The following is an 11,631-nucleotide window of genomic DNA, read 5'->3' as shown; positions in this document are numbered from 1 at the left end:
ATTCTGCGGGCCGAGATCACCGCGTCATTGGGGATGAGTGAGCCCAGTGCCGGTTCGGACCTGGCGTCGCTGCGCACGAAGGCGGCTCGTGACGGCGATGACTTTGTGGTCAACGGCCAGAAGGTCTGGACATCAGGCGCACACGACGCCGACGTGCTGCTGACATTTGTGCGGACCGATCCAGATGCGCCGAAGCACAAGGGGATTAGCGTGCTGCTGATCCCGACCGATACGCCCGGCGTGGTGCGCCGACCGTTCCCGTCCATCTGCGGGCAGGAGGACCTGGACTTCAACGAGGTGTTCTTCACCGACGTGCGAGTGCCCGCCGAGAACCTGGTCGGCCCGCTGAATCAGGGCTGGCGGGTGGCCAACGGGTCACTGGGCCACGAACGCACAATGATGTGGCTGGGCTTCGCCGATCGGCTGGACAATGTCCTCGCCGACTTCCATCCCACCAACGCGCTCGAACGTGACCAGTACGCCACTACGCTGATGGACTTTTCTGCGCTGCGCCTGCTCGGGTCGGTGGCCCTGGCCCGCGCCGCCCGCGGGGAAGAGGATGTGCCGGCCCTATCGGTACTGAAGTTACTTGGCTCCGAAGCCGAACGGCAAGCATGCGAAAACGCTTTGCACGCAGCAGGATCCGACGGGTTGATGCATCCCGCGCTGACCGGTCGGTACGAGCCGATGAACCTCGACCACTACTTCGGCAGCTGGTTCGAGCGCTACGCTCGCAGCTTCTCGGGCACCATCGCCGGCGGCACCTCCGAGATCCAGCGCAACATCATCGCCCAGCGAGTGCTTGGATTGCCGACCGGCTGACCGGTGGCGCGAGCAGACGTAAAGGCCCCCAACACGCCGATGTGAAAGGGGCTTTTGCGTCTGCTCGCCGAACCAGCCCGCTCAGTCGATGACGGCGGCTTCCTTGCGTTCGGTGATGGGCCTGGCCAGCTCCTGCTCGTCGCAGATACGTTGCAGCTTCTGCAGGGTTTCGTCGAGACCGGCGCCGAGGCGGGGGCCGGGGGAGAAGGTGGCCGGCAGGTGTCGCATGCCCTGGATGACGCCGATGGTCTCGTAGTGGACGGTGCCCTCGGGGTCGCAGTTATAGTCCGGCATCCGGTCAAGCACCGCGGTGAGCATGGACTTGAACACGGTGCGGGCCACGTTCGAGCCGATGCAGCGATGCACGCCGAGGCCGAAGCTGAAGTGGCGGTTGCCTTTACGGTCCATGATGATTTTGTTGGGCTCGGTGAACACCGACGGATCGCGATTGGCCATCGCCCAGGAAATCCACAACCGCTCGCCCTCTTTGAACTGTGTTCCTTCGATCTCGACGTCGTCGGAGAAGGTCCGTCCGTCGCCCGGGGCCGGGGTGAAGTACCGCAGGAATTCCTCGGTGGCCGAGTCAAGCAGGGTGTCCCGCTCGCGGCTGAGCAGCTCGCGCTGATCGGGGTGCTGGGAGAGCCATTCCATCGAGTGGGCGGTCAACGCCGTGGTGGTGTCGAATCCGCCGCCGATGACCAGTCCGAGGTTGCCCATGATCTCCAGGTCGGGAGCGGGCTCCCCATCGATCCGCATCTGGATGAGCGCGTTCACGATTCCCGGCCGCGGGTTCTCCCGGATCTCGATCATGTTGTTCAGCAGATCCAATCCCATCTGCCGATGCATGGCGACAATGCGGTCGATGTCCGGGGAGTGCTCCGGGGTGTAGACCGAGGCATGGACCGGCTCGCTGTAGATCGCCCAATTCTTCAGTGGGATACCCAGCATCGCCAGCGTCAGCACTGCCGGCACGATGTTGGCAAGATCGTCGACGAAGTCGATGCGGCCTTCCTCGATCTTTTCGTCGAGGCACGCGCGGGTCACGTCGTCGATGAAAGGCGCCCAGCGCTTGACCGCGGCCGGTGACAGGTATGGGTTGAGCTCGTTACGATAGACGCGGTGCTCAGGATCGTCCATCTCCAGGATGCCGCCTCGCACACCGCTCGCACGTTTGGCTTTCGGGATCGAAATACCTTGGTAGCCGCGACGTTCGCCGTTGATGTCGTGATCGTTGGAGACGGCCGGGCATCGGGCGAGCTCGAACACCGCCTGGCTGCCGCCGGCGACCCAATGGCCCTCGTAGGTGTCGGTCCAAGCCACCGGGCACTTGGCGTGGATGTCCTCGGTGATTTGCTCGAACTGGGTTCGATATTCGGGAGTGTGCCGGTCGAAGTGATACCGGTTCTTCTTCCGATCGCTGTTGCTCACGATGTCGTCGATGCTCACGATGTGGACTCCGTAATCGTGATGGCTTGTTCCGGGCAGGACTGAGCGGCTTCCCGGACGACGTCTTCCTGGTCAGGCGGAACGTCTTCCGAGACTGCCGACGAATGACCTTCGATGTCGTCAAGCACAAAAGAATCCGGCGCGATCATCGAGCACAGCGTGTGCCCTTGGCAGCGATCCGAATCAACCCGAACTTTCACAACTTTCCCCTACGTGCGGTAGTCGTACCACTTGAGGTATCCGCCCGCGTCGACACGAAGCTGCATACCTGCCCCAACAGATTGTCCTCTCAGGTGTTTCGGCCGCCGTTGACGCCGAGTATCTGCCCGGTGATGTAGCCAGCTTCCTCGGAGACCAGGAAGGCGCAGGCCGCGGCGATGTCTTCCGGTTTACCCATCCGGCGCACCGGCGTTGCGGCGATGGTCTTCTCGATGTCGCCGAGGTGGCCGTTTTCCTCGGCGCTCCGCAGCATCGGGGTGTCGATGAAACCGGGCGGTACAGCGTTGACCGTGATGCCGTTCGGCCCGTACTCCAGGGCCAGCGATTTGGTGAGCCCGTTGACCGCGGATTTGGCCGCCACGTAGTGAGCCATGTACGGAGCGCCGGAGTGGGTGCTGGACGAGGAGATGTTGACGATGCGACCCCAGCCGGCCTCCAGCATGTCGGGTAGCACCGCCTGGATCATGTGGAAGACCCCGTTGAGGTTGACGTCGATCAGCCGCTGCCATTCCGCGAACGCGATGTGGTTGAAGCGTTTGAACCCGTCCAGGCCGGCGGCGTTGACCAGAACGGTGATCGGGCCCAGTTGCTCGCGGACGGCCGCGAGCGCAGCGTCGACTTGCGAACGGTCGGTGACGTCGGCGGTGAACGCGAATTGCGTCTCGGACGGCTTGAGGTCGACGGTCGCGACTTGGTAGCCGTCTTTACGGAGCCGCTCAGCGACAGCCAGGCCGATTCCGGAACCGCCTCCGGTGACGACGGCCGTTGTCACGCGGCGACCCCGTCGAAGACCGTCTCAGGCACAAAGAATCTCCCTTCCAATTATGAGAACCTTACTCTCACATTACACAGGCTCGCAAGGCGGCCGAGAAACCCCATTCTTCCTGCGAAGACACTGTGAATTCGGGGCGGTTTAACCCTCTCCGAGCATGGCAGTCTCGTTTCTTGCGTTTGGTTGAATTCTCGTTCGCGGAATGTAAGATTCGCCCGGGATGAGAATGAAATTATCCACATGTCGAGGAGCCGTTGCGGTGTCTGTTCAGGGAGTCGCCTGATGAGACCGCTGGAAGGCATCCGCGTTCTCGAGGTCGCCATGTACGGGTTCGTCCCGTCGGCGGGTGCGGTGCTGGCCGAGTGGGGTGCAGACGTCATCAAGGTCGAGCACGCGGTGACCGGTGACCCGCAGCGCGGCCTGCGGCAGACCGGCTTGCTGCGCGTCGAGGGCGACCCCAACCCGAACATCGAGCACGCCAACCGGTGCAAGCGCAGCCTCGGCCTGGACATGTCGGTGCCTGAAGGCAAGGAAGTGCTCTACGAGCTGGCTCGCCGCTCGGATGTCTTCTTGACCAGCTTCCTGCCGGGACACCGGAAGAAGTTCGGCATCGACGTCGACGACATCCGCGCGGTCAACCCCAACATCGTTTATGCCCGGGGCAGCGCCTTGGGCCCGCGGGGCGCCGAGTCGGAAAAAGGCGGCTATGACATGACCGCGTTCTGGTGTCGAGCCGGAACCGCCGCGACCATCACCCCGCCCGGGATGGAGGGCATGATCGCGCCGCCCGGACCGGCCTACGGCGACACCATCTCCGGCACCAACCTCGCCGGCGGAATCGCGGCGGCACTGCTCAAACGCGAGCGGACCGGTGAACCGTCGGTCGTGGATGTCTCGTTGCTGGGCAGCGGCCTTTGGTCGCTGGGCCACACCGTGGCGTTGACGGTGCATCTCGGCCAGCGTATGGAGGCGTTCCCGCCCGGGGTGCACGGCTCGCCGATCAACCCGCTGGTGGGGCTGTATGCGACATCCGACGGCCGCTATATCTCCTTTGTGATGATGCAGGCCAGCAAGTTCTGGGCCGACGTGTGCCGGCACATCGACCAACCTGAACTGGCCGACGATACTCGGTTCGACACCGATGAGAAGATCGCCGCCAACACCGCGGAGGCGGTGCAGATCCTGACCAAGGCGATCGGTACCCGCAGTCTCGCGGAATGGAGTGAACGCTTCGCCACGCTGGCCGGGCCGTGGGCGCCGGTGCAGGACACCTTGCAGGCGGCCAACGACGCCCAGATCCGGGCGAACGAATACGTGGTGCAGGCAGGCGAACTCGAGCTGGTCGCCAACCCGGTGCAATTCGATGTGGCCGCACCCGAGTCGGGGCCGGCTCCCGGGTTCGCCGAGCAGACCGACGAAATCTTGCTGGAGCTCGGATTCGACTGGGACCGCATCATCGAGCTCAAAACTGTCGGTGCCGTCACTTAATTCGGAGGTCCCTCGGTTGTGCATTTTCGCTCCCGCCGCACGCGGCATGAGTCATAATCGCCGGACACTTCAACAAGTGGGGTTTGTTCGGCCCGCGTTGCTCGGGTGCGCCAACTCACGCGGACAACACGGAGGAACTGGCGTGAGGATGGCAGGCACCGATGGCGACTAGGGGGGCGGAGCGCTGGTCCTCAGGTATCAGCTGGCCGGCTGGCTTGTCTGGGGCCATGCAGGGCGTCGGCGGGCTGTTCGCGATGAGTGCAGACGCGGTCAGATTCGCGTTTCGCAGACCGTTTCAGGCACGAGAGTTCCTGGAGCAGTCCTGGTTCATCGCGCGCGTTGCATTAGTTCCGACGTTCTTGGTCGCGATCCCGTTCACGGTTCTGATCAGCTTCATTCTCAACATCCTGCTGCGCGAATTGGGCGCTGCGGATCTGAGTGGTGCGGGTGCCGCGTTCGGCGCGGTCACTCAGGTCGGCCCGCTGGTGACGGTGTTGATTGTGGCCGGCGCCGGTGCGACGGCGATGTGCGCGGACCTCGGCTCGCGCACCATCCGCGAAGAGATCGATGCGATGGAGGTGCTGGGCATCAACCCCGTCCAGCGGTTGGTGACGCCCCGGATGCTCGCGGCCGGTCTGGTCGCGCTGTTGCTCAACAGCCTGGTCGTCATCATCGGGATCGTCGGCGGCTATGTGTTCTCGGTGTTCGTGCAGGACGTCAACCCGGGCGCGTTCGCCGCGGGGATCACGCTGCTGACCGGGGTGCCCGAGGTGATCATCTCGTGCGTCAAGGCGGCACTGTTCGGCATCATCGCCGGCCTGGTGGCGTGTTACCGCGGGCTGACTGTCCGCGGCGGCGCCAAGGCGGTGGGCAACGCCGTCAACGAAACTGTGGTGTACGCGTTCATGGCGCTCTTCGTCATCAACGTGGTGGTCACCGCGATCGGCATCCGATTCACGACGAAGTGATGGGAGACATGCCGTGACGTTGACAAAGACGCTGAGAGCTACCTATCCCCGGGCGTTCCGGGTGCTCGGCCAATGGCGCAGACCCGTCGGCACGCTGAGCTCGATCGGCGACCACACCGTGTTCTACGGCAGGGCGATGGCTGGCATACCTTTCGCGGTCACCCACTACGGCCGGGAGATCATTCGTCTAGTCGCCGAAATCAGCATGGGCGCAGGAACGTTGGCGATGATCGGCGGAACGGTCGCGATCGTCGGTTTCCTGACGCTGGCCGCGGGCGGTACGCTCGCGGTTCAAGGGTATAGCTCGTTGGGCAATATCGGCATCGAAGCGCTGACCGGGTTCCTGGCGGCATTCATCAACGTCCGTGTCGCGGCGCCGGTGGTCGCCGGGATCGGCTTGGCAGCCACCTTCGGTGCCGGTGTGACTGCGCAATTGGGCGCCATGCGGATCAGCGAGGAAATCGATGCGTTGGAAGCCATGGCGATTCGACCGATCTCCTACTTGGTCAGCACCAGGATCGTCGCGGGGCTGCTCGCGATCACGCCGCTTTACAGCATTGCCGTCATTCTGTCGTTCCTGGCAAGCCAATTCACCACCGTTGTTCTGTTCGGCCAATCGGGTGGCCTGTATAACCACTACTTCAATACCTTCTTGAACCCGATCGACTTGTTGTGGTCGTTTTTGCAGGCCGTCTTGATGGCGCTCGCCGTCCTGTTGCTGCATACGTATTACGGGTATTTCGCATCAGGTGGACCGGAGGGCGTCGGGGTGGCAACGGGCAATGCGGTCCGCACCTCGCTCATCGTCGTGGTGTCGGTTACGCTGCTGATCTCGCTCGCCATTTACGGCTCGAACGGAAACTTCAACCTCTCGGGATAGGGACAGGACAGGAAAAAGCTCGATGGAACACACTGGGATACGCGCACTGACGGGTCTGGCGACCGTGGCTATTATCGCCGCGATCGTCGCCGTCGCTGTGGGCTTGTTCCGGGGCAGCTTCACCGAAACCGTGCCGGTTACCGTGCTCTCGTCGCGGGCCGGTCTGGTGATGAACCCGGACGCGAAGGTGAAGATGCGCGGCGTGCAAGTAGGGAAGGTCGATTCGATCGAGTCGCGCCCGAACGGACAAGCGGTTCTCCACTTGGCGATGTATCCCTCGGACGTGCATCTGATTCCGGCCAATGTGCTCGTCGACCTCACAGCGCCAACGGTTTTCGGCGCCAAGTACGTCGACCTGGTACCGCCGGCGCAACCGTCAGCGCAGTCCCTGCACGCCGGTCAGGTACTCGATAGCCAACACGTCACGGTCGAGATCAACACGGTGTTCCAGCACCTGACAGCGGTGCTGGGCACGCTCGACCCAGCGAAGCTCAACGAGACCCTTGGGGCTATCGGGCAGGCGCTCAGCGGCCGGGGAGAAAAGATCGGTCAGGCGTTCAGTGATCTGGATTCGTTTTTGGCAAAGTTCGATCCGAGCCTTCCCGCGCTGAGCCACGACATCGCGGTCTCGGCGCCGGTATTCGACGCTTACGCGGACGCGGCGCCGGACCTGGTGAAAACCGTTGCTAACTCGGTAAGGATCAGCCAGACGTTCGTCGACGAGCAACACAACCTGGACGCGCTGCTGGTTAGCGCGATCGGTCTGGCCGACGTCGGCAATGACCTCCTATCCGCCAACCGGAAGCCGTTGACGGATGTGCTACATCTACTGGTGCCAACCACTGATCTGACCAACGAGTACAACAAAGCGCTGTGGTGCGGTTTCGCGGGTCTCGCGGAAAGTAAGAAGTTTCCGCCGTTGTCGGAACCGAGCATCAATATCATCTCGAGTCTAACGTTCGGGGCCGAACGTTATCGGTATCCGACTAACCTGCCCAAGGTCGCGGCGACGGGCGGCCCGCAGTGCCTCGGCCTTCCGAAGCTCCCCTTCAACACCAATGCGAAGCTTCTCGTCGCAGATACGGGTGCCAACCCGGTGGGGTTCGGGAACCCGCAGTTGCTGATCAACTCCGATCTGCTCAAACAGCTGTTGTATGGGCCCATCGCCGGCCCGCCACGCAACTCGGCTCAGATTGGACAACCCGGATGAGGGGCTCACTGCGCGCGACGCTCATCAAGTTCGGTGTCTTCGCCGTCGTGATGGCGGTGCTGACCGCGTTTCTGTTCTTCATCTTCGGCCAGTACCGCACCGGTGCGGTAACCGGGTATTCGGCGGTCTTCAACGATGCGTCACGACTGAAGACCGGAGATTCGGTGCGGGTCGCCGGCATCCGGGTGGGCACCGTCAACGGCATCTCGCTGCAGCCGGACAAAAAGGTCGTGGTCAAATTCGACGCCGACCGTAGCGTCGTGCTCACCGACGGCACCAAGGCGGCAGTTCGCTATCTCAACCTGGTCGGTGACCGTTATCTCGACCTCGTCGACGGGCCGGGCTCGACCAGGCGGCTGCCGGCCGGGGGTCAGATTCCGGTGGGCCGCACCGCGCCGGCGCTTGACCTAGACCTGCTGCTCGGCGGACTGAAACCCGTTGTTCAGGGTTTGAATGCGAAGGATGTCAACGCGCTCTCGTCAGCGCTGTTGCAGGTATTCCAGGGCGAGGGCGGCACTCTTCAGTCGCTGTTCTCCAAGACGACGTCGTTCTCGAATGCTTTGGGTGACAACGACCAAACGATCCAGCAATTGATCGAAAACCTGAACACCGTGGTGGCCACCCTCGACAAGGACGGCGGCAAGTTCTCCGGCGCAATCGATCGCCTCCAGCGGCTGGTCACCGGACTGTCTGACGACCGTGACACCATCGCCCCCGCTATCGACGCGTTGAGCAAGGGAACCGCCTCGCTGGCCGATCTGCTGGCCAACGCCAGGCCACCGCTGTCCGGCACCATCGAGCAGCTCAGTCGGCTGGCCCCTAATCTCGATCAGGACAAGGACCGCCTCGACGCCGCGCTTCAGAAGGCGCCAAAGAACTACCGCAAGCTGGTCCGACTCGGCGTATTCGGTGCCACCATCCCGTACTACATCTGCGAGTTCACGATTCGTGGCACGGATCTTTCGGGCAAGACAGTGGTGGCCCCCTGGTTTAGGTCCGAAGCAAAGAGGTGTCAGGAACCCTGATGTTGAGATATCGCGGAACTGGGCTGATTAAGGCGGGCTTCATCGGCGCCGTCTTGATTGTGCTGCTCATCCTGGTGGGTCTGTCGCCCGATCGGATTGTGTCGTTGGCGACGGCCGTCCGGTACCAGGCGTTGTTTTCCGAAGCCGGCGGTCTTGCGGTGGGCAACGCGGTGACGGTGTCGGGGATCAAAGTCGGCACGGTGTCGGATGTGTCGTTGCGCAACGGCGATGCTCTGGTCACGTTCACGATGAAAGGCAATGTTCCACTCGGAACGGACACCTCCGCGCACATTCGCACCGGCACACTGCTGGGCGAGCGGGTGCTGACCTTGGAGTCGGCCGGCACGGGAATGATGCATCCGCTGGATGTCATCCCGATATCCCGCACCTCCTCGCCGTACTCGCTGACCGAGGCGGTCAGCGACTTCACGTCGTACGCCGGCGATACAAACACCGCGACCTTGAACCAGTCACTCGACACGCTGTCGGCGACGCTCAACCAGATCGCCCCACAGTTGGGGCCCACTTTCGACGCGGTCACCCGGTTATCGCGAAGCCTCAACAGCCGCAACACGTCCCTGGGCCAGCTATTCAAGAGTGCCAGCGATGTCACCGGAATCCTGTCCGAACGCAGCCAACAGGTCAACAAGCTCATCCTCAACTCCGACGATCTGCTTCAGGTCTTGGTGACGCGCCGACAAGAGATCGTCACGCTTCTGGCCAACACGTCGACGGTGGCCAAACAGCTGTCCGGATTGGTGCACGACAACGAAAGCAAGTTGGCGCCCACGCTGGAGAAGCTGAATTCGGTGACCGCGGTGCTGGAAAAGAACCGCGACAACATCAACAAAGCTTTACCCGGGCTCAAGAAATTTGAGATCACGACGGGCGAGGCTATCGCCAGCATGTACGCCTACTCGGCGTTCGTCCCGAACTTCAATATCCCGCAACTCTGGCAACCGTTCATGGATTACCTCTGGGGATTCCGCACCTTCGACACCGCGCGCGGTCCGGGCTTCCCGTCACCGGTACCTCGGGCGCTGGAGCAGTACCCATACAACGGTATTCCGCCGTGCCCTCGCTGTACGTTGGGCGGACGGATCGGAGGATCACAATGATCTCCCGGATGCCGCGGGTCCCGCGTAACAGGCTCACCGCCATCGCGGCGGCCGTCCTGGCCGGGCTCATTCTCGCCGGGACCGCACTGATTGTGCGTGATGTGTTCTTTGGTCAGAAGACCATAACCGCCTACTTCACCACCGCCACCGCGATTTACCCGGGGGATCAGGTGCGGGTCTCCGGTGTCAAGGTCGGCACGATCAAGACCATCCAGCCCGAGGGCAAGCAGGCCAAGATGACCCTCAAGGTCGACCACGACGTGCCGATTCCGGCGGACGCGAAAGCGGTCATCGTCACCCAGAATTTGGTGGCTGCCCGCTATGTCCAACTCACGCCCGCCTACCGGAGTAGCGGCCCGGTCATGGCTGACGGGGCGGTGATACCGCTGGAACGCACGGCCGTGCCTATCGAGTGGGACGAGGTCAAAACCCAATTAATGCGGCTGGCAACGGATTTGGGTCCCAACAGCAAGGTGTCGACGCCGTCGATCGCGCGGTTCGTCGACAGCGCCGCCAATGCACTACAGGGCAATGGCGAAAAGCTGCGGCAAACACTCGCTCAACTGTCAGGGGTGGGACGCATCCTCGCCAACGGCAGCGGCAACATCGTCGACATCATCAAGAATCTGCAGACCTTCGTCACCGCACTGCGCGACAGCAACGTCCAGATCGTGCAGTTCAACGACCGGCTGGCCACACTCACCAGCGTGGTCAACGACAGCAGATCCGACCTGGATGCGGCGCTAACCGATCTGTCGACGGCAGTAGGTGAGGTGCAGCGATTCATCGCCGAAACCCGCGACCAAACCAGTGAACAGATTGCCCGATTGGGCGATGCCATCCAGCCTCTCGTCGACCAGCACATGGTGCTGGAGAACATCTTGCACGGCGCTCCGAACGCGCTCAGCAACTTCTTCAACGACTACAACGCCGACACCGGAACCATCGTGGGCGGGTTCGGGATCCCGAACTTCGCGAATTCCACGTTGTCAGGTTTGCTGCTCCCGGTGCCCGTGCCCGGGTGCACGGCACTCGGCGCCATCGAGAACGTCACCGCGGTTGAATCGGGCAAGCTGTGCTCGCTGTTCCTCGGTCCCGGGTTGCGGGTGCTCAACTACAACAGCCTGCCGATTCCCATCAACATCTTCCTGCAGAAGTCGATGGACCCGTCCAAGATCCTCTACACCGAACCGCGCCTGGCACCCGGCGGCGAGGGCCCGAAACCCGGGCCACCCGAGATCCCGCCCGCGGTGTCGGCCTACACCGGTCTGCCCGGTGATCCCGTGGGGCCGCCGGGGGCGGTGCCACCCTCGGCGATACCGGGCGCGGCGATGCCGCTGCCGCCCCCGCCGTCCACACCGATGCCACCACCACCGCCCCCGGCGCCCAGCGTGTCAGGGATGCTGTTGCCGGCCGAAGGGCCACAGCAATGATCGCCCGGGTGTCGGCCCTGCGACGATGCGGGCGCTCGGCCCGAGGAGGAGCTGGGCCATCAGGCTTCGCTCGGCGGGTGTTCGCCATCGGCTGTTGCGTGGTGATGACGGCGACGGGATGCGCATTCCACGGCCTGAATTCGCTACCGCTGCCCGGCGCGGTCGGACGCGGGCCGGGGGCCAACATCTACCACGTCGAGCTCCCGAATGTCGGGACGATGGAGTCGAATTCGCCGGTGATGATCGACGA

Annotated in this window: 11 protein-coding genes and 1 pseudogene; 9 read left to right on the top strand and 3 right to left on the bottom strand. The window is 63.1% G+C overall.

Going from position 1 to position 11,631, the window contains the following annotated elements; all coding sequences use genetic code 11:
• The coding region (locus ACLQI9_RS29125; RefSeq protein ID WP_442392504.1) for an acyl-CoA dehydrogenase family protein at positions 1 to 822 on the top strand (822 nt) is incomplete at its 5' end.
• 81 nt (positions 823 to 903) lie between these two features.
• On the opposite strand, the gene ACLQI9_RS29120 is transcribed toward ACLQI9_RS29125, so the two are convergent.
• The 3 genes from ACLQI9_RS29120 to ACLQI9_RS29110 form a co-directional block, all read right to left on the bottom strand.
• Positions 904 to 2,268, bottom strand: coding sequence for a cytochrome P450 (locus ACLQI9_RS29120; protein WP_442392503.1), 1,365 nt, complete (start codon positions 2,266 to 2,268; stop codon positions 904 to 906).
• Complete coding sequence (locus tag ACLQI9_RS29115) at positions 2,265 to 2,468, bottom strand: ferredoxin (protein WP_442377124.1); 204 nt, start codon at positions 2,466 to 2,468, stop codon at positions 2,265 to 2,267. Before ACLQI9_RS29115 ends, ACLQI9_RS29120 begins: the two co-directional genes overlap by 4 nt.
• 89 nt (positions 2,469 to 2,557) lie before the next feature.
• A complete protein-coding gene (locus tag ACLQI9_RS29110; protein ID WP_442377126.1) occupies positions 2,558 to 3,259 on the bottom strand; it encodes an SDR family NAD(P)-dependent oxidoreductase in 702 nt (233 codons plus the stop codon).
• Between the two features lie 282 nt (positions 3,260 to 3,541).
• Here ACLQI9_RS29110 and ACLQI9_RS29105 point away from each other — a divergent pair, with 282 nt between their 5' ends.
• The 8 genes and pseudogenes from ACLQI9_RS29105 to ACLQI9_RS29070 all read left to right on the top strand — a co-directional run.
• Positions 3,542 to 4,747, top strand: coding sequence for a CaiB/BaiF CoA transferase family protein (locus ACLQI9_RS29105; protein ID WP_442377127.1), 1,206 nt, complete (start codon positions 3,542 to 3,544; stop codon positions 4,745 to 4,747).
• A gap of 161 nt (positions 4,748 to 4,908) precedes the next feature.
• Positions 4,909 to 5,715, top strand: coding sequence for an MlaE family ABC transporter permease (locus ACLQI9_RS29100; RefSeq protein ID WP_442392502.1), 807 nt, complete (start codon positions 4,909 to 4,911; stop codon positions 5,713 to 5,715).
• Between the two features lie 19 nt (positions 5,716 to 5,734).
• Positions 5,735 to 6,595 carry an ABC transporter permease gene (locus ACLQI9_RS29095; RefSeq protein ID WP_442379058.1) on the top strand — a complete coding sequence of 287 codons (861 nt, stop codon included), beginning with the start codon at positions 5,735 to 5,737 and terminating at the stop codon, positions 6,593 to 6,595.
• 22 nt (positions 6,596 to 6,617) lie between these two features.
• Positions 6,618 to 7,805 carry an MCE family protein gene (locus ACLQI9_RS29090; RefSeq protein ID WP_442379045.1) on the top strand — a complete coding sequence of 396 codons (1,188 nt, stop codon included), beginning with the start codon at positions 6,618 to 6,620 and terminating at the stop codon, positions 7,803 to 7,805.
• Positions 7,802 to 8,830 carry an MCE family protein gene (locus tag ACLQI9_RS29085; protein WP_442379047.1) on the top strand — a complete coding sequence of 343 codons (1,029 nt, stop codon included), beginning with the start codon at positions 7,802 to 7,804 and terminating at the stop codon, positions 8,828 to 8,830. Before ACLQI9_RS29090 ends, ACLQI9_RS29085 begins: the two co-directional genes overlap by 4 nt.
• Positions 8,830 to 9,948 carry an MCE family protein gene (locus ACLQI9_RS29080; protein ID WP_442379049.1) on the top strand — a complete coding sequence of 373 codons (1,119 nt, stop codon included), beginning with the start codon at positions 8,830 to 8,832 and terminating at the stop codon, positions 9,946 to 9,948. The genes ACLQI9_RS29085 and ACLQI9_RS29080 overlap by 1 nt, the downstream gene beginning before the upstream one ends.
• Before the next feature lie 8 nt (positions 9,949 to 9,956).
• Entirely contained in the window at positions 9,957 to 11,381 is a 1,425-nt protein-coding gene (locus tag ACLQI9_RS29075; RefSeq protein WP_442392501.1) for an MCE family protein, read from the top strand.
• A gap of 104 nt (positions 11,382 to 11,485) precedes the next feature.
• A pseudogene (locus tag ACLQI9_RS29070) lies at positions 11,486 to 11,631 on the top strand (MCE family protein); the annotation flags it as partial.

Source organism: Mycobacterium sp. (genome assembly GCF_052143115.1).
Taxonomy (GTDB): Bacteria; Actinomycetota; Actinomycetes; order Mycobacteriales; family Mycobacteriaceae; genus Mycobacterium.
This window is presented reverse-complemented; position numbering and strand designations above follow the sequence as displayed.

Excerpts from the sequence above, each read along its gene's own strand:
- ACLQI9_RS29105 (WP_442377127.1), top strand. The coding sequence starts at position 3,542 with ATGAGACCGCTGGAAGGCATCCGCGTTCTCGAGGTCGCCATGTACGGG.
- ACLQI9_RS29090 (WP_442379045.1), top strand. The coding sequence starts at position 6,618 with ATGGAACACACTGGGATACGCGCACTGACGGGTCTGGCGACCGTGGCT.
- ACLQI9_RS29080 (WP_442379049.1), top strand. The coding sequence starts at position 8,830 with ATGTTGAGATATCGCGGAACTGGGCTGATTAAGGCGGGCTTCATCGGC.
- ACLQI9_RS29085 (WP_442379047.1), top strand. The coding sequence starts at position 7,802 with ATGAGGGGCTCACTGCGCGCGACGCTCATCAAGTTCGGTGTCTTCGCC.
- ACLQI9_RS29075 (WP_442392501.1), top strand. The coding sequence starts at position 9,957 with ATGCCGCGGGTCCCGCGTAACAGGCTCACCGCCATCGCGGCGGCCGTC.
- ACLQI9_RS29100 (WP_442392502.1), top strand. The coding sequence starts at position 4,909 with ATGGCGACTAGGGGGGCGGAGCGCTGGTCCTCAGGTATCAGCTGGCCG.